The organism is Methanolobus bombayensis (genome assembly GCF_017873415.1).
GTDB lineage: Archaea > Halobacteriota > Methanosarcinia > Methanosarcinales > Methanosarcinaceae > Methanolobus > Methanolobus bombayensis.
On the sequence record NZ_JAGGKD010000009.1, the window covers coordinates 24,047 to 43,208 of the forward strand.

Annotated in this window: 15 protein-coding genes and 1 tRNA gene; 6 read left to right on the plus strand and 10 right to left on the minus strand. The window is 41.1% G+C overall.

Annotated features, from left to right (window positions below; translation table 11 throughout):
• Positions 1–21 precede the first annotated feature (21 nt).
• A complete protein-coding gene (locus J2746_RS10795; RefSeq protein WP_209620517.1) occupies positions 22–2,184 on the minus strand; it encodes a diphthine--ammonia ligase in 2,163 nt (720 codons plus the stop codon).
• A 151-nt stretch (positions 2,185–2,335) separates the two neighbouring features.
• Positions 2,336–2,722 (minus strand): hypothetical protein, encoded by a 387-nt coding sequence (locus J2746_RS10800; RefSeq protein ID WP_209620519.1) that lies wholly within the window; start codon positions 2,720–2,722, stop codon positions 2,336–2,338.
• A gap of 260 nt (positions 2,723–2,982) precedes the next feature.
• Between J2746_RS10800 and J2746_RS10805 the strand changes: the two genes are divergently transcribed.
• The 3 genes from J2746_RS10805 to purQ all read left to right on the plus strand — a co-directional run bounded on the left by J2746_RS10805 (position 2,983) and on the right by purQ (position 4,669).
• Complete coding sequence (locus J2746_RS10805) at positions 2,983–3,570, plus strand: CDP-alcohol phosphatidyltransferase family protein (protein ID WP_209620522.1); 588 nt, start codon at positions 2,983–2,985, stop codon at positions 3,568–3,570.
• Between the two features lie 155 nt (positions 3,571–3,725).
• On the plus strand, positions 3,726–3,977 hold the full coding sequence (gene purS / locus J2746_RS10810; protein WP_209620525.1) for a phosphoribosylformylglycinamidine synthase subunit PurS: 252 nt from the start codon (positions 3,726–3,728) through the stop codon (positions 3,975–3,977).
• A complete protein-coding gene (purQ, locus tag J2746_RS10815; protein WP_209620528.1) occupies positions 3,974–4,669 on the plus strand; it encodes a phosphoribosylformylglycinamidine synthase I in 696 nt (231 codons plus the stop codon). Before purS ends, purQ begins: the two co-directional genes overlap by 4 nt.
• A 51-nt stretch (positions 4,670–4,720) precedes the next feature.
• Here purQ and rnhB read toward each other — a convergent pair whose 3' ends face one another.
• The 3 genes from rnhB to J2746_RS10830 all read right to left on the minus strand — a co-directional run bounded on the left by rnhB (position 4,721) and on the right by J2746_RS10830 (position 9,838).
• Entirely contained in the window at positions 4,721–5,392 is a 672-nt protein-coding gene (gene rnhB, locus J2746_RS10820; protein ID WP_209620531.1) for a ribonuclease HII, read from the minus strand.
• Positions 5,393–5,506: 114 nt separating this feature from the next.
• Positions 5,507–7,705: a type II secretion system F family protein gene (locus J2746_RS10825; RefSeq protein WP_342451837.1), complete on the minus strand. Its 2,199-nt coding sequence runs from the start codon at positions 7,703–7,705 to the stop codon at positions 5,507–5,509.
• 15 nt (positions 7,706–7,720) lie between these two features.
• A complete protein-coding gene (locus J2746_RS10830; protein WP_209620534.1) occupies positions 7,721–9,838 on the minus strand; it encodes a type II/IV secretion system ATPase subunit in 2,118 nt (705 codons plus the stop codon).
• A gap of 350 nt (positions 9,839–10,188) precedes the next feature.
• Between J2746_RS10830 and J2746_RS10835 the strand changes: the two genes are divergently transcribed.
• On the plus strand, positions 10,189–11,097 hold the full coding sequence (locus tag J2746_RS10835) for a UbiA family prenyltransferase (protein ID WP_209620537.1): 909 nt from the start codon (positions 10,189–10,191) through the stop codon (positions 11,095–11,097).
• 181 nt (positions 11,098–11,278) lie between these two features.
• Entirely contained in the window at positions 11,279–12,898 is a 1,620-nt protein-coding gene (gene pheT / locus J2746_RS10840) for a phenylalanine--tRNA ligase subunit beta (RefSeq protein ID WP_209620539.1), read from the plus strand.
• An 89-nt stretch (positions 12,899–12,987) separates the two neighbouring features.
• On the opposite strand, the gene J2746_RS10845 is transcribed toward pheT, so the two are convergent.
• The 5 genes from J2746_RS10845 to J2746_RS10865 all read right to left on the minus strand — a co-directional run bounded on the left by J2746_RS10845 (position 12,988) and on the right by J2746_RS10865 (position 17,442).
• Positions 12,988–13,084, minus strand: a tRNA-Arg gene (locus J2746_RS10845).
• An 83-nt stretch (positions 13,085–13,167) separates the two neighbouring features.
• Positions 13,168–13,917: a sulfite exporter TauE/SafE family protein gene (locus tag J2746_RS10850; RefSeq protein ID WP_209620542.1), complete on the minus strand. Its 750-nt coding sequence runs from the start codon at positions 13,915–13,917 to the stop codon at positions 13,168–13,170.
• Between the two features lie 31 nt (positions 13,918–13,948).
• Positions 13,949–14,638 carry a potassium channel family protein gene (locus tag J2746_RS10855; RefSeq protein WP_209620544.1) on the minus strand — a complete coding sequence of 230 codons (690 nt, stop codon included), beginning with the start codon at positions 14,636–14,638 and terminating at the stop codon, positions 13,949–13,951.
• Between the two features lie 5 nt (positions 14,639–14,643).
• Positions 14,644–15,657 (minus strand): potassium channel family protein, encoded by a 1,014-nt coding sequence (locus J2746_RS10860; protein WP_209620547.1) that lies wholly within the window; start codon positions 15,655–15,657, stop codon positions 14,644–14,646.
• A gap of 45 nt (positions 15,658–15,702) precedes the next feature.
• Complete coding sequence (locus tag J2746_RS10865; protein ID WP_342451838.1) at positions 15,703–17,442, minus strand: site-2 protease family protein; 1,740 nt, start codon at positions 17,440–17,442, stop codon at positions 15,703–15,705.
• A 454-nt stretch (positions 17,443–17,896) separates the two neighbouring features.
• Here J2746_RS10865 and ftsZ point away from each other — a divergent pair, with 454 nt between their 5' ends.
• Positions 17,897–19,093, plus strand: coding sequence for a cell division protein FtsZ (gene ftsZ / locus J2746_RS10870; protein WP_209620549.1), 1,197 nt, complete (start codon positions 17,897–17,899; stop codon positions 19,091–19,093).
• Positions 19,094–19,162: the final 69 nt, after the last annotated feature.

A 19,162-nucleotide genomic window follows, 5' to 3' on the forward strand; every position in this document is an offset into this window, starting at 1 on the left:
TTTGAAGAATATATTAGTATTTCATTTCTTATCCACCAGCACCGCATCGGTTATAGCAACCTTAGCCGTGTATTCATCAAGTTCAAAAACCTCGAAGTTGCGGATCTCTATCTTTTTCTTATACATGGGTCCGTCCATTACAAAGCTCTCAAACTCGCCACCTTCCCCGGCAACGTTTAGCCCTATCTTCTCGTTGAGCTTCACAAGTTTTTCAATATCCTTCTCACGGATAATGCGACCAACCCAGCTTTTGTTAAGACCATAGGCAGCAACACTGCTGAACATGAATTCAAATCCAAGGTCAAGGAGCTGATACATTTCTTTTTCCTGGTCGATGTGCCACAGGGGTGAGAATACCTTTAGCCCGAGTTCGTCACAAACCTTTTCGATTCTTTCACGCTGGTAATTTGAGTAAAGGGCACCGGTGATAACTCCTTCAATACCGAACTCGTTCTTTGCACGGATGATGGCATTCTTCATGTCATCGAGTTCTTTCTCCTTTTCACCCATGGTAAGTTCTTCAATGAGTGGCATTTCCATTGCTTCTGCCTGCAGGCGTGCAAGGTCAATATTAGGAGTATGGAACATATATGAATCTGGATTCTGGCTCTTGATTGTGATCAGGCATTCAATTGAATAGTTCTGCTGCTGCATCACATGCATTGCATAATTACTATCCTTTCCTGAACTAAAAAGCACACCAAGTTTGAGGTTCGGCTGTCCGTAGAACTGTTTAAGGTAATCTGTTTTGGTTTTACAGCCTGCTTTCTTTGCAAGTTTGCCAATGGCCTTATCGAACCTGCTTCCATATTGTGCTGCCTGTTTCCTGCGCTGGCTGACCTCTGCAGGAATGCCAATATCATCGGCAAGCATGCGGAGTATGAGTTTGTTCTGTTCTTCGTTTATTTTGAATTCAGGCGGGATCTTCAGACAATAATCAACAAACTTTTTGTCAAGATAAGGTACACGCAGTTCAATGTTGTTATTCATGGAAACAACATCGTCGCGATAGGTGTTCTTCTCGTAGATCTTTAGTACATCAGCATAACAGTCCCTGCTTATGTCGGTAGAACGCTTATGTCGGTCATAGCCTGCAAAGATCTCATCTGCACCGGAACCTGAGAACATTACCCTGATACCGTCTTCTCTTGCAGCAACACATGCTGCATACATTGTCAGTGCAACGCCAACCTTTGGTACGTTGCTGTCTTCAACAAGAGGAACAACATCTTTGAGATATTCTTCCACTTCTTCAAGGTCAATTATCTTTATTTTCAGGTCAAGTCCAAGCTTATGTGCCATTTTCTTTGCATATTCAACATCCGGTGGAAGCTGTACTCCTGCAAGACCTGCAGTATAGCATGTAAAATCAATTCCAGGTTTTTTACCCATGAGCTTACACATGTATGCGATTATTGTTGAATCAAGACCACCTGAAAAAAGGATGCCGAATTTCTCTTCCGGCATGCGTATGGAAACGGCATCTTCCAGAACCTGTTGCATTTTTGCTTCAATTTCATATATGCTTCCTTCATGTTCTGGTGTAACGGAGAAGAAATTCCTGTTGAATTTCTCAAGAGTTCCTGTTTTGATGTTATAGGCCAGTATCTCCCTTGGATTGAGTTCTGCTATATCGGCAAATCCGTTTTTTGCAAGCGCTTTTTTCTCCGAGGCAAATGCAAAACCATCTGAATGACTGTACCAGAGAGGTTTGATGCCTACGATATCCCTTACAATGTAGACGTTTTCATCGAGCCAGTAAGCAAACGCATAGACACCAATTACTTCCTGAAGCATCTCTTCAATGAGTTCAATTGTGCTGTTATTGTCAGGGGCTTTTTTTTCAATAAGTTGAATAAGCAGGTCGGTGTCATTTTCAGCTTGTATGTCGTATTTTTCTGCAAGCTCTTTCCAGTTATATATCTCACAATTAGCAACGATCCTGCCTTTTCGGATAAGCGGTTGGAGAACAAAATTAACCATGGAATGCAGACGGTGTCCCAGGACGTTTCTTTCTTCAATTGTTGTGTTTATTTCAAGAGAGGTGGCCTGCTCTGATCTGTAAACTGAACCAGAAGTGCATATACCTATGCCATTAAGTCCTCTGTTCTTTGTAATTTCCAGGGAACTTAATGTATGTTCCACTGCATTATCATTATTGAAAAAACCTGTAATTGAGCACATATTCTGATCGGTGACCTATTTTTAGTTCCAAGAAGCGTTAAAGCCTGATAAATACTTTGAGTAGAGTAAGTGAAAATAAAAAACGGAAAAAGAGAGGATCATTTGAACAAAATGAGATTAAAAAGGGATTCTAAAATAAAAGAAAGCTGTTTCAAGGCTTGCAACCAAGTTCAACACGTTCTTCCGGTGTGAGTGAAATATAGAATTTCAATATATCATCAGGATTCATATCCAGACCAAGCTTGTATCCGTTAGCTCTTCCGGCTCTCAGGAAAGTTTCCTCTTTTTCATGTTTTTTAAGCATCAGTTTCTGAATTTCTTCATTGCTGAGCTTTGACATATCTACTTTTTTGAGAAGACCAATTAGCAGGAAGTTATTTTCAACACGCTCATAAATGTTCTCTGTCTTGCTTTCCACCTTTTTCTCAGGCTCGAACAGGTATGCTGTCTCTCCGTTAGAGTCCTTGTAGGCAAGTGATATTTTCCTAAGTACCAGCTTTCCGTTCTCGCATACCAGAATCTTGCGTTCGGTCTTCATTTACTTTCCTCGTTTTGTTTTTAGCAGAACAGGGCAAAGTCCCCGATATAGTCACATTTGTTTTTTGTTCTGTGACTCGTACTATCTACAATTGCAGCTTTCTCAATTTCCTATTTAACATTTTCTCTACTTTTCTGTCTAATGAGTATCATCATTATGAGAAAATCTATTTACCCTGTGGTCTTTTATTCTATAAATGCAACAGATGAAATAGAAAGAGATTCTAAATAGTTACAAAAGTTGCAGGACAGAGGCGTATAATGTTCAGTGAACTTAAAGATTCTATCAGGTCATCGATATTACCGTTTGTAAAATGGGTCCCTTTATCTCCAAACTCACTTACCATAATTGGTCTTCTGATAAGTATATTGGCGGCTGTTGTCTTTGCCACAGGTGACCTTATAACAGGAGGGTTGCTGATTATTTTCAGCGGTTTCTTTGATATGATAGATGGTTCAGTTGCCAGAGCAAAAGATCGTATGACTGTATTTGGTGGCGTACTGGATTCCGTATGTGACAGGTATGCAGATGCCATTGTTTTTGCCGGTATTATTTACGGTTCAGTAACCGGTAATATCATTCAGAGCAGTTTGTTCTCACTACCACTATGGTTCTGGGTTGTTTTTGCAATCATGGGATCATACCTTGTAAGTTATGTGCGTTCCAGAGCAGAAAGTGCAGGTGTAAGCTCCATGAACATCGGTATTGCTGAAAGACCGGAGCGCATGCTTATCCTTGTAGCAGGATCACTTAGCGGTTATCTTTTGGAATCTATTATTCTGATTGTCATCCTCACTCACATAACAATGGTCCAGCGTCTTCTGTATGCCAGAAAAGAGCTTGAATGATAATTTTATGGAACTTTTATCAGGCATGTTTTTTGCATGTGAGCATTGCTTTTCATCCGTCCCAATGCAAAGATTATAATATAAAGCGTTATTATTAATTGCCTGAGTTAACTGTTATACTATTATCAATATACATCATCAAATGAGGATTCCAAATGCAATATCAGGCAGATGTAACCATTGAACTTAAAAGCGGTATGCTTGACCCTGAAGGCACAACCATCAAAAGGGCACTTGAACACCTTGGATATGAGACCGACAGTGTAAAGACAGCTAAGAAATACACAATCGACCTCCAGGCAGAGAGTATCCACGATGCCAGAGAGACAGTTGAGCAGATGTGCCAGAAGCTCATCGCAAACCCGATAATTCATAATTATGCTATTTCTCTGAGGGAACTTCAATGACTATAGGTATTGTACAGTTTGGTGGCAGCAATTGTGACCTTGACGTGTTGCATGTCCTTAAAGGTGTAATCGGAGTTGACGCTGAACTCGTATGGTACAAGGAAGAAGACCTTTCCCGTTTTGATGGCATAGTTATCCCTGGCGGATTCTCATACGGAGACTACCTCAGGGCTGGTGCTATTGCAGCACGTACCCCAATTATGGCTTCAATCAAGGAACTTGCAGATACAGGCAAACCTATAATTGGTATATGCAATGGTTTCCAGGTACTTACAGAATCAGGTCTTCTGGACGGAGCTCTCACAACCAACAACTATCCTAAATTCAGATGCGAACCCACACTTCTGAGAGTAGAGACAAATGACACTCCTTTCACATCAAAATTCAAAAAGGGAGAGATTGTCAGCATTCCTATCGCTCACATGGAAGGTAATTTCTATGCAGATGAAGAAACCCTTTCAAAACTTGAAGACAACGATCAGGTTGCATTCAGATATGTGGACAAGGATGGCAAGGTCACAGACGAAGCAAACCCTAACGGCTCACAGGAGAACATCGCAGGCATTGTAAGTGCAAAAAAGAACGTACTTGGTATGATGCCACATCCTGAAAGAGCATCCGAGGAGATACTCGGCTCAAAGGACGGTCTCAGGATATTCGAATCAATGGTGGAGTTCATCTCCAAGAATTGATTCAACTTATTTTTTATTTTAACACAAAAAGTTTAATTTTGGCTTTTTTCTCTATTCCTGATTTTTTTCCATTTCAGCATTTTTCTTAACATTCTCCGCTGTCTTCCAGGAATGTCTCACATAATCAGGTAATTCCCCATGCTCAGCATACCAGTCAGCAAGGAACTTCTTTGTTTTTGGGTCTGAAGGATAGCCGCTTCCAAAATCAACGCCATTCTCAGCTTTTAGATCCTCTATAATTTGGTCCCTGCGAACCTTGGCAACGATGGATGCAGCGGATACTATCGGATGACTTGTATCGGCCCGGTGTTTGGAAACAATTGTCAGTTTTTCAGTTTTTTCAGGATTGTTCTTCCTGTATTCTTCCAGAAGTCTGATTCCAAACCTTTCCTCATTTACATCGGCAGCATCTGCATAGGCAATTTCGGGATGGAGTTGTTCAAGTACTTTTGAGAATGCTATCACCATGATATCATTCATGCTCATGAGGGTCCTGAGCTCATCGATCTGCTTTGCAGATATCTCTAACACAAAGACCTTTTCAGAATACTTCTCTATCTGGTCTGCAAGCTGGACTCTTTTTTTAGGGCTGAGTTTCTTTGAATCCGCAACACCGAGATTTTTCAGTGTACTTTCCTTTGCGTCTTCGAGCATAACTCCTCCGACACACATTGGTCCTATTACCGGTCCTTTTCCAGCTTCGTCTAATCCGGCTATTTTCATGAACTTAATCCTCTCTGCTAACAGTATCAAAGAGTCTGATTCTAAAAAAGTATTTGCCAGGATGAATCAAAGTCCTGGCATTTATTTGTAATTTGTAATTTGTAATCTTCGATTTTAGATGAAAAGCGTGAATATTGCGTATCCGATTCCTATCATGATGGTAGCATGTTTAAGGCCGGACATTACATTGCCTTCTCCCATTGCTCCTGCCATAAGTCCTGAACTCAGTCCCTGGATAATGGATGCATGCTTGAACAGGCGTGTGTATGCTTCAAGATCAAAGCTACCAAGGAAGCCTCCGGTCTGTGAGCCAGAAGAAGCCATCTGTTGTCCTGCTTCCGCCATTTCGGTAAGGAAGGTCGTGGAAATAACGAATATAACGCCCACAAAAACGAAGAACGAAATGTAGATGATAACAATGTAGATCATCATACTCATACCACGTTCCCTTTTCATACCCTGCTCGGATGCTGCATCCCTGGCAGCTACCAGCAGAACCTCGCCAATATCTCCGCTTGATTCATTGGCTTTGGTGATCAGTGAAAGTGATCTTGTGACAACTTGTGTCCTCAGACGGTTTGCAAATCTTATCAGTGCATCGTTGATCTCAAGTCCCCAGAAAATATCATGCCAGATCTTCCTGATCTCCTTGCTTAGAGTATCAGTGTCAGATTTAGCCATAAGCCTGATGGAATCTCTAAGTGTCATTCCGGTTTCATTGGTACTGGCAAGTTTCTTCATAAACTCCGGGAAGCTATTCTCCAGTTTCTTCTTCCTCCGTGTCTTGATCTCATGGAATATGGAAAGTGGAATGATGATGATAAACATTGCAAGTACGATCTTGTCATCAATGAAATCAACAAGTAAGGCAGGATTTTGCAGTCTGTTGATGTTAAGTAACAGTGGAAATAGAACTACAAACAATGCAAGGGGGATTGTGATTACTAATGTTGTCAGTGGTTCTCTAAGCATTGGTTTGAGTGGATTTAATGCGATTCCCTTCAAAGCAAGGGATTTTTTAGATTTAATGAAGCCTTCGAAAAATCCTCTGTTCTGAACCTTCTCTTCGGTTTCATCTACAAGTTCACCATTCTCATCATAGGTTTGTTTTAGATATGAGGGTACATCCGGTGTTCCATGGTCCAGTGTTTCATTGGTTGGAAGAAGTTTTGGCTCTCCAAGCTCTGTTGGTGTGATAATACTGATCATCACAACAAACATTATGGAACCAATAGGCAACACTGCATAGATGATGGCATAGACCATTGTAGTGGTTCCTGAACCCATGACAGCCATCATGACACCCATGATGATTATAAAAAGGGGACCAGCTACAAAGGCCGTAACATATGATTCGGCCAGCAGTCCAAGTGTTTCAAGGAATCCTTTCTGGTCAACTTCTGCCTTGATAAGATACTGCTCAGATTTGTCACGGAAATAATTCGGAATATTTCCACCACTGTCAATGACTGTAAGAAGGTTATAGATAAGGTCCTGGAACCTGTCAGAAGGTGTTATCTCAGAAGCATTTGAAAGAGCAGTTCTCAGGTCGTGTCCGAAATACTCCATATCTCTTACAATGGCATCTATTTCCTTGGAAACTTCTCCGTATGTGTCTTCTGATTCTGAGATTGCTTTGAACACATCGATAATGTTCATACCACCTTTGCTCAAAGCATACATGAATGTAACTGCATAAGGAAGCTGCATATCTATCTTGGCTTTCCTCTCGCTTGCCTGGAATCCGGGTAAAAGCATGAACAGGCCATATACAAGTCCTCCCATTCCTACTATAAACAAACCCGTTATGAAAAGACCCAGGAATATTTCCTTAAAGGCCAGTAACCATGCAAACCGGGGGCTGAATGTGAGATTTGTGATCTGATCGGGTAAACCAACTAGGACAATAAGAGTGTACGTAAGGAAAAGACCGATCAGTGCACCAGCTATTCCTGCTACAATTGAATAGAAGATAGCATTTGAGATATACATCTCATGGGATATTGGAATACGTGCCTGGTTTAGCTGTTTTTGAAGATTCTCATAGGTATCTTTTCTGGCTTTTATTTTATCTCCTATAAGCACATATGGTATCTTTTTCAGAATTTCTACGTAAACAGCCACCTTTTTTACATAGGGATCAACATCAAAGCCTTTCTTTAATTTCTTTGACCTCTTTTTCTTTTTGTCTGTGATTCCATCGTTCTCTGGCCCCTGAACAGACAGATCATCTTCCGATATTATCTCCTCTTCGATAATATCTTCCTGAGCATTCTCTGCCGGGTTTTCAGAACTTTCGTTGATCTCAGTCACTATATCACACCTGTATCATTCCAGTTGTAATTTCCTCAGGACCTTTTCCGGTGTGGACTGGTAAGCATTGATTATGTCAGATATTTCCTGGAAATCATTGATTCCGTTTTCCACCATATGTTCAAGGATCTTCTGTCGATAGTACAATTCCTGGTCTACCTTGCCCTGTGCCCAACCACGCCTCATTTTTATATCGAAAAGAGCTTTTGATTCTCCTGTACGTATGAACATATCAGATTCGGAATCCCAGACAAAGATGTCATTTGTTCTGATGTTCCTTGTATTCGGATCGATGTCCACTATCTCAACAAGTTTGATGTTCCTTCTTACACGCTTACCTTTGGTATACGTCTGGGACTGGATGCTCATGATGTCCAGTGCCTGGATCATTGTACGTGGAACACTGATAGGTGGGTTTTCCAGTCTGTGAATAGCAGATGCCACAGAGTCTGCATGCATTGTTGAGAATGTTGTGTGTCCTGTTGACATTGCCTGGAAAAGTGTGAGTGCTTCCTTACCTCTTACCTCACCAACAAGCAGGAATTCAGGTCTCTGTCTCAGTGCAGCCTTTAGCAGGTCATACATGTCAACAGCTCCCCTTTCATCTGCTGTGAACGAATCTCTTGTGATACTTGGGATCCAGTTTGGATGAGGGAGTTTCAGTTCCCTGGTATCTTCAAGTGAGATTACCTTGGCTTTCTCAGGAATGAAAAGTGAAACAGCGTTAAGTGAAGACGTTTTACCTGATGCCGTACCTCCTGCATAGATCAAACTCTTGTTGTTCTCGATACAAAGCCAGAGGTATGCCATAGATTCTGAGGAGAAAGTTCCCCATTTTATAAGATCAACTGGTGTGATCGGTGTGTCACTGAATTTACGGATGGTGAATGTACTACCATGTGCGGTTACACTGGTACCAAGTGTCATCTGAATTCTTGAACCATCCGGCATGGTTGCATCAACCATTGGTTCTGCAACTGAGATGTGTTTGCCACTTCTCTGAGCCATCTGGATAATGAAAGAGTTCAGCTCATCTTCTTCATAGACTACATTGGTGGCGATATTCTGGTGTGCCCTGTGGTAAAGGAAAATAGGTACGTCATGTCCATTTCCGGACACATCTTCAATGGAGTCGTCCATCATAAGGGCGTCGATCTTTCCGAATCTGACAAAGTCCCTTTTGATGTAATAAGAGATTCTCTCCAGCATTGGAGGAGTTATCTCGATGGTATAATCTTTAATGATGGACCTGATCTTGGACTCAAGCACAGCTTCTTTGTCATCGGCTTCTTCGTCGATCTCCTCTACAAGCAGGACATCTCTTAGCCTGTCTTTTATCTCAAGCAGGAATGTATATTCAAAATCAGTGAGCTCAGGCTCTACTATATAGTAAAGGTGGGTGTTGCGTTCTTCATTATATAAGATTACAATAAATGCGTAAGGCTCATTTACCCAGTAGCGTTCAACTTCTTCGTATCCTTCCACGCCTTTAAACTCTGAGATAGGGCCGTGAACCTCTGGATCATATGGTTCAATTTCAACTTCCGTTTGTTTGAACAGGTTCTTTATCTTTCCAACAAATCCCAGCTTTTCTTCGTGCTCTTTTTCTGTTTCTTCCTGTTTTTGGGAAGTCTCTTTCTCTATATCATGATCCTCTGAAGGAATTAATTCTTCTTCAGGTTCTATCTTCTCAGGTACTTCTATGTCGGTGTCAATATCTTTTTCAATATCTCTATCTTCAGATGCTTCTTCTTCCTCATTTTCTGGTTTTTCATTTTCTATGATGTCGTTCTCAGAAATAAGATCTGAAGGTTCTTTTTCCATATCAGTGGCCAATGGTTTAGGAGGGCCAAAAGTATGGGATTTCGGAAGTAATATGCCAATTTCTTCTTCCTCTTTGTCATCCGAATCTTCGTTATCTTCATCGGCAATATTCTCAGTAGCACTAAGTAGCTGAGCAAAATCTTTCTCGAATTTCTCTCTGTCTTCTTCTATTTCTGATATTTCCTTCCGTATGTCCGTGTTCAGTATTTCATCATCAGCTTCCTGATGATCGGAAACTTCTTCCGGATGGTTATTTTTGTCGTTTGTGGAAGATTCTTTCTCAGAAGTGTTTGATTGAGCATCGGCCATTTTTTCACCGTTGGATGCATGATTTTCATTATATGGGGCTGGGTCTTGCGAATTATATTAATATATAAATTGCAAAAGCATGATTGATTTTATTATATACTTATTATAATTATACTATACTGGTAATTAAAGGTATTGTAAGAATGCAAGCTTTCCACTTTTCAATACTTTGCAGATCCTTCCAACACTTGCAGAATTTTGGAAATATTTATGTTCATTATCTGTCTTTTTGTAGATATTTATGTAAGTTGAGTATGTTCATTGGTATATAATAAATGTACATAAAAATTTGTATAAAACTACAAATATATTCATTATATTGACATGCATGTCCATATATATCATTTTTCATGAGTTTAGATGCACATGCAGTTAGTTCCGGTTTAGGATTTAAAAAAGATATCTTAATGTTTCTGCATATGCTATGGAAAGAGATAGTATTTGGTGGCCATTTATTCGCCTTAGGGTCAGTTTCTGTTGTAATGGCTTGCTCTTTTATTTTTATGATCCCTGTGAGCTGGGATATAATCTTTGTGACCTATCTTTTATTCTATGCCATTTATCTATATGATTATATTCAGGGTGCATCCTCTGATAAACTCACAAATGGAAGTCGTGCAGACTATTTTCTATGTAAGGACAAGAGTAAGTGTACAGTCATTGTTACATCACTGGTTCTTTTTGCCCTGATGGTGTTTTTCACCTCAATTACAATCACTGTTATTGGAATGACAATTCTGGCACTTGGTCTTCTTTATGGCAGTCATTTTAAGAAGCTCACGAAAAAGATACCAGCATTTAAGAATTTCTTTGTTTCTATCGTCTGGGCATTCATGGCGATTTTTGCATTCATCTATTATTCAGTACCAATCACATATGGTGCAGTTATGCTTGCATTGTTTGTCTTCATACGTATGATGAATATACAGATTCTTTTTGATGTCAGAGATATGGAAGGTGACCGTGAAGATGGTCTTTTGACAGTTCCCGCAATTATGGGAGACAAGAAATATCCATTCATTCTCAGGTTTATTAACCTTGTATCAGTTATCCTGATGCTGGGATGTGTTGTACTGGGTTTATTGCCGGTTTTCACACTAGCCGTCATCCCAGTGTTCTATTATGCTGTCACTTACATCAACAAAGTTGTAAAATCAAGAAAGGAAACATCTTCCTACATATTTGCAGCATTTGAACCTATCATGTGGTCAGTATTCATATTGGCAGGGAAGTACGTTACAATTCTCAGTGTTTTCTGATCGTTTAATCAATATTCAGTCTCAGGGCAAAAGTTCGTGCATTTCGAAAGGAACTTCCCGCTAAAACTAAAACTGCATGTACTCTAAAAGCTGCATTTAAACACAAATATTAAATGTAAAGCTGGATATGTTCTGCTAACTTAAGCTTAAAACAAAACAGGGAAGGAACGAGGAAAACCCTATGCCTATTATAACCTTACCATATGATGACCTTGAACAATTAACCGGAACCGACAAGGATACAATTATAGAGCGCGTGCCAATGATAGGCGCAGATATCGAGCGTATTGAAGATGAATCAATAGATATCGAATTCTTTCCTGACCGTCCGGACCTTTACAGTGTAGAGGGTGTTGCACGTGCGCTGCGTGGTTTTCTGGATATAGATCCTGGTTTTTGCGACTATGAGGTCAAACCTTATGCAGTTGAGATCACAAAAGATGAGAATATAGATTCAGTTCGTCCTGTTTTCGGCTGTGCAATAGTTCGTGGTGTTAAATTCAGTTCAAGTGCCATCAAGACCCTGATGGACCTTCAGGAGTCACTTCACTGGGGACTTGGACGTGACCGTAAGAAAGTATCAATAGGTGTGCATGATCTCTCAAAAGTACATCCTCCTTTCAGGTATATTGCAGCAAGCCCGGATTTCAGCTTTGTTCCTCTTGATTTCACTGAACCAATGACCATGAAGGAAATACTTGAGAAGCATCCGAAGGGAACACGCTTCGCACATATCCTTGATGGTTTTGACATGTATCCACTCATCCTTGATGCAAAGGACAACGTACTATCATTCCCGCCGATCATCAACGGTACACTTACAATGGTCACCGAGGAGACAACCGATCTTCTGGTGGATGTCACAGGACTCAGCAACGAAGTGTACACTGCACTTAACATAGTTGCAACAGCTCTGGCAGAACGTGGTGGAGAGATAGAGTATGTTAAAGTTGTCAATGCTGATGGAACCGAGGATATTCCTCTTGACCTGAGTCCGAGAATAAAAGTGCTTGAAAGGTCAGAGATCGATGGTCTAATTGGTATGGAACTTCCGGCTGATGAGATAATTAACCAGCTTGGAAGAATGGGATTCGGTGCAAAGGAACTTGATGACGGACTTATTGAAGTTCAGATCCCGCGTTACCGTGCGGATATTCTTGATAACTCAGACATCATTGAGGATATCGCAGTTGGATATGGTTTTGACAAGATTCCTGCAGTATTTCCGATGAATGCGACAGTAGGTAAGTCTCACATGCTTTCAGACATCAGTACTGATATGCGTGAGATCATGACAGGCCTTGGATATCTTCAGGTCATGCCGTTCACACTTACAAGCGAAAGGATTCACTTTGACTGGATGTGCAGGGAAAAGACCGATGATGTAACCTATGTAATGCATCCGATAAGTGAAGACCAGACAATGGTCAGGACAACTATACTCCCAAACCTTATCGAGATCCTTTCCATGAATCAGCACAGGGAGCTTCCTCAGAAGATCTTCGAGGCTGGAGATGTTGTGATCAACGGCAAGAACGGCCTGCACCTTGCAGCAGTTTCCATAAGCCCACAGGCAAATTTCACTGAAGTAAGAGAACTTGTGGATGCTCTTATGCGTGAAAGACTTGTGGAGTATGGGGTTGTAGAATCAGATGACCCCGCTTTCATGGAAGGCAGAAGGGCTGACATTCTCGTCAATGGTAAAAAAATAGGTGTCATGGGGGAACTGTTCCCACAGGTCATACTTAACTTCGGCCTTGGTCAGCCGGTTGTCGGATTTGAGATCGATCTTCTTGATTGATTTCAAACTCAATTTTCTTTTTTAAATTCATTCCTAAAACAGACTAATTAGTTTTACTATCATATTCTAAAAGGGTTAAAATAAAGGAACGGGCCTGCCGCGATTCGAACACGAGTCGATGGGTATCTTCGGACCATTAAGGTCACATCGAAGCCCATCAGGATATCCTGGCTACCCTACAGGCCCGCAAAGCAACTACTGATTGCTGCAGGCTGTATTAAAGGTTTCTATTACAGGAAGAATATACGCTCGTTAAAATTAAGTTTATGTTATAAAAGTCCGTAAAGCATTCTAAGAGCCATTATCCAGAGTATGACTCCGAACATCTTTTGCAGTGTGTCTGCGTTGACCTTGCTATGCATAAGATGTGATCCCATTTGAGCACCAAGGAAAGATGCCAGGATCACTGCAACAACCATGTGCATGTCCGGACTCCAGGAAGCAGCATGTGCCACAAAAGCTGAAAGGGATGTGAAAAGTACAATAAAACCGGAACTCGCTGCTGCCCTTTTGATTCCAAATCCGAATACCATCAGTAACGGTACTATAAATGTTCCTCCACCAATACCAAGCATGCCTGAAACAGCTCCCACCAGCAGGCCAAACAATACTATAAAGAAGTATTTTTTCTGTCCTTCTATCTGCTTTTTATGGTACAGTACCTGTATTCTGGAAAAGATCATTTCCTCACCGACAATAAACATCAGGATTGCAAACATTGCAAGCAACAGATCAACAGGTGCTATTTTTGTAAGATAAGCTCCCGCCTGTGCTCCGCTCATTGAAGCAATAATGAAAGGAACTGCTATTTTGAAATCCACCATTTTTTTTCTGATATAGGTAATGGCTGCTGATGCTGAGGTGACTGTATTCAGAAGCAGTGCAATGGTTATTGAGAAAATGAAGTCGTCTGTTACCCAGTAAAAGAAAGGAACATAAAATATAGCTCCTCCCAATCCTATCATTGAGAACAGTGAAGAGGCAAAGAAAACTATTAGGGCAAAGGCTATAATTTCCATTTATAAACGATCCATGTAGAAATCCATAATTTCACTTTACATACTTCTCCTTGAATCGGGATATCTCTTCCTTTCCGCCAACGATCGCAACAATGTCTCCTTTAAGTATTTTTGTTGATGGCAGTATGTCAGTGATTACTTTTCCTTCTCTTTCTATTCCCAGGATTGTGCAGGCAACCTTGTGTCTTAAGCCTATATCAGCCACTGTTCTGTTTGCAAGATCATCATCTTTGGTAACAGTATGTTTTTCAATATCCACACCTTCATAGAGCATGATATCCTCGTCCATCTTCTTGCATGAGACATCAATACATCTGGATGTCATTTTTGCAAGCATCTGACCGGCAACTATAGGTAATGCTGCAACGTAATCGGCGCCTGCTTTATATATCTTGTCTATGGATTTGTAGGAATTTGACCTGGCGATAATAGTTGATGTTGGGTTCAGTCCACGCGAAATTAGTGTTGCAAACATTACATCGGTATCATCGTTAAGGGTAACTATTATTGTGGATGCCTGAGGTACGCCTGCCTGGATCAATACTTCTTCTTCGGTCGCATTTCCAACAACGTGCTCATGCTCCACATTTTCAAACGATTGTATCTGGGAATCAACAACAACGAATTTTATGTTCGCATAATTCAGGGTTTCCACAACCCGTTTTCCAACATCTCCACACCCCAGAATTACAAGATGATCCTGATGTCCTGTATTTTTCACATCACTCACTCCGATGATTGTGTAAGTTTCTTGAGTCTTGAAAGCTGTTCATTGGAGCCGATTGCAAGAAGTACTGAATTGTCTTTTATAGTTTCATCAGGTCCTATTATAAATGTCAGGGTTCCGCCTTTCCACATGCCAACAACATTTGCACCGGTTTTCTCTCTGATGGCTGCATTTTTCATTGATTTACCTATCAAAGGACTTCTAGGATAGATAGGTAACTCAACTATGCTCACTCCTTCAAAGAACTCAGTTGCTCCTGTCAGCCTGTTAACAAACGGATCTGCTGCTTTTCTTCCGATGAATCTTCCAAAAAGCTCTTTTGGCGAAACAACACTTGTGGCTCCGGCGTATTTGAGGTACTTTTTGTTGGCCCTGTCCTCAACTATTGCAATGATATTAACATCACTGATATTTCGTGCTGTGAGCACAATATTAGCATTCATTTCGTCGCTTCTGTTTGCTATAAGGAAACGGGCTTCTTTTATGTGGGCATTTTTAAGTGTGTCTTCCTCACTTACCAGTCCATGTATTGCATGGATATTCTTTTTGAGCAGTTCCATTACAAGTTCTGCTTCTTCTTCAACAAGGATATATGGAATATCGTTTTCCTTCAGCTCCTCAATAAGTGTTTCAATGAGCCTGTTATACCCACAGATGATTATGTGATCATTGAGCTTTTTTGGAGCTCTGGAAGGAATGTTGGACTGGATCTTTTTTTCCATCCAGGGAATTATGATAAGGGTGAACAGAATTCCGAATACAAGGGGGATGCCTGTCAATTGAACAAAAACTGAATACATTTTTCCGATAGGCGAGGTCATTATTATGTCACCGTATCCTACTGTTGTCAGGGTAGTTATCACCCAGTAAAAGGCATCATGGATAGTGACATATTCAGTCTGACCTTCATAGATCATTATTTCCAGGAAAAGAAGCATGTACACAACTATTATGGCAACTGCTCCAAGGACTGATTTGAGAAGCGTTTTATGCCATAGGTGTCTTCTTTTCATCTTCCTTCCTCTATGTGTATTATCTGATCTAATTTCACATCAGTTTCAGAATCCATGAACCAGATATGGCCCTATCACCATGAAGATGAAAGAGAACAGTATCATCATTGCAAATGTGGCTGATACCAATGCTGAAACATGTTCTGCTTTTTCTTCATTTCCTGTTATTTTGTAAATGAATGCATTCATGTAATCCCTGAAAACGTGTCCTCCGTCAAGAGGTACTGCAGGCAGGCAGTTGAACAATCCTACATAGAAGTTAAGCCAGCCAACCCATAGTAGAGTGTTTGCAAGCCAGAAAATTCCGATTCCAAAAGGCTCTGCCCATCCTATAGGTACATAGAATTGGGAAAGTGTTTCACTAAATCCCGGGAATCCCTCTCCGGCAAATCCGCTTATAGGCAGTACAAGGATAATGTACCATCCTGCAAGTCCTCCGAGCATGCCCGGTATGTTCTTAAGTAATTCCAGATATTCGGCTGCCGGGTATTCACCGACTGAAAAGCCAAGTGATGTAGCTACTTCTCCTCCTGTAGAGGAGGTTATAACTCCAAGGAAACCTCTTCCTTCATAATCAGGATGTTTTGCAAGTGTGACAGTGTGTTCGGTAATATCACCATTCTCATTTCCAACCGTTACTAAGATTTCCTGTTCTGGTACGGTTTCACTGAGAAACTCACTGAAGTCTGTATATGTGTAAATGGGAGTTTCATCAAGGTAGAGAATGCGTGTATTCTCTTCCATTCCTGCTGCTTCTGCAGGTTGATCTTCAACAATATTCTGAATCAGAACGCCCTCGGGGTCAATGTTCGTATCGCTGATCTCAAGTTCATAGCTCGAAACCACGCGATCAGTGGCTGCATGAACTATCACAGATGTGCCCGGGTCACGACCTTCAAGATAGTCAAGCATCTCATTTACATTGGAGATCTTTGTATCATCCATTTGTGTTATAATCATATCTTCCCGTATACCCGATTGATACGCAACACTGTCTTCAGAAACTCCAACTATCATTGTATCTCCAAGAGGTGACAATGAACCCAGTACAGGACCAAAGAGCAATGCAAAGGCAAGAAAAGCAACTACGAAGTTTGCCATTACGCCTGCTGCAAGTATTCTTGCCCTCTGGGTTCGGGTTGCTATCTTATCATTCTTTACGGTAGGTTTTTCTTTTTCTGAACTGTCTACTACTATTCCAAGCCGTTTGTCGCCGTAAGGGTCATTTTCATTATCAAGTTCTTCTTCTTCCTGTTTTCCAAAGAGCTCTTCATCATCTGGTTCTGCAAAGCCACCAATAGGTACAACAGCCAGCAGTATTCCCATGGATTTTACCCTGATATCTTCCACCCGGCAAAGTATTGCATGAGAGAATTCGTGAACTACAAGAGTTACAAGCAATGCAATGGCACCCCATGTCAGTGGAATGAACTCATTGACACCGGGTATAAGGAATATGTTCCTTGCCTCGTTGAACTTACTTGGTTCCGGCATTGTATTCGTTCCGTATGATGCTATCATTGCAATATCCGAAAGGATAACAACAATTAACATTGCTATCATCCCTACAAACATCAATCTGATACCTATATCAGCATAGATCCGCCATGCTTTTTTCGGGATTGCCAGCTTATCCAGCAATTTCAGTCCTTTGGTTGTCCTTATCATGAGTATAGGGCCATAGGCACTGATGTTGTATTTTTCAAGTATTCCTTTTCTGTCGAGTATTATGACTGCCATCCAGTAAAGCAAAAGAATTGCCAGTCCAATGTATATTCCGTCCAAAAAAACTCTCCGGCATTTAGTGATTTCAGTTGAAGTAAATAATTAGCTGTTTTCAAGATACGCTTGATTTGTTTCTTTTATTCTCTCTAAGCGGTATATATCTTTGTCATATAAATGATAAAAATGGTATATAACAGATTGGGCATGATTTTATGGTGAATACTGTTACTATTATTTATATGAAGATAATAAATATAAAAATCAAGCAGGTTAAATTTATATAGTCCTATATTCAAATGTACTATTTAATGTTTGCCAGCTTTCCGGGTCCTATTTTGTAAGATGTTTCAAACTTGCATAAAAGGATAAGTATAAAAACCATAAAGGAAATATAGCAATTACAGAATTACAAAACGTTGATAAACGTTGATGAATGGTTACAGTACAAATACGAGCAACAACCAAAAACCAGAACACTATACCGTAATGTTACTAAATCCGTGAGGGGATGAAAGTGCAGTCAATAGTTCAGGAAGCCTTAAAACACACAGAGAAAGAGAAAGCGTACCGCCAGTCAATCGCAGTTAACGATGATCAATTCGATATTCTTGGTCAGCCAAGGATTATGATCGTTGGTTGTGGCGGTGCAGGTAATAACACTATCAACAGACTTTACAATATGGGTATTGAGGGTGCTGAGACAGTAGCTATCAACACTGATAAGCAACATCTTGACCTCATCCGTGCAGACAAGAAGATTCTCGTGGGCAAGACACTTACCCGCGGTCTTGGTGCAGGAGGATACCCGGAAATCGGTGCAAAAGCAGCAGAGCTTGCCCGCGGCACCCTTGAAGAGATCTTCAAGGACGCTGATCTTGTTTTCGTTACAGCAGGTATGGGAGGAGGAACCGGTACGGGTGTCGCTCCTGTAGTAGCTGAGATCGCAAACGAACAGGGCGCAATTGTAGTTGGTATGGTCTCAAGTCCTTTCAGGGTTGAGAGGGCAAGGGCAGTCAAGGCAGAGGAAGGACTTGAAGAGTTCCGCCGTGCCGCAGACACTGTTATCGTACTTGACAACAACAGACTACTTGAATATGTACCAAATCTTCCTATCGATCAGGCATTCTCAGTAATGGACCAGATAATATCCGAGACCGTGAAGGGAATCACTGAGACGATCACACAGCCTTCACTTATCAACATCGACTATGCTGACATCAAAGCTATCATGAGCTGTGGTGGCGTTGCAGTAATGCTTGTTGGTGAGAGCAAGAACCAGGACAAGAGTGATGATGTGGTTCGTGCAGCACTCAACCACCCACTTCTTGATGTGGATTACAGAGGTGCAACAGGCAGTCTTGTACATATCACAGGCGGACCTGACCTCAGTCTTAAGGAAGCCGAGGAGATCGCTGCTTCACTCACATATGAACTTTCATCCAGTGCCAATGTCATCTGGGGCGCACGCATCAGCAATGAATACGAAGGTAAGGTGCGTGTAATGGCTATCATGACTGGTGTACAGTCAGCACAGATACTCGGACAGCCACAGAGCAGCATGTCTTATGAAAGTGAAGCCGTTCCGGCAAGGGAAGAAACACCACGTGCATACAGACGCGCAAGCACATCTGTGAACAAGGTCAGTCGCTCCGTTGTTGAGCCAATTCAGTCAAAGAGCAACGGCGGATCAATCATTGACATTATTCACTGATCAGTTTTAACTAATATCAGTCCGGCAATATGCCGGGTCTGCTAATTTTAATGATTATTAAAATCAGCA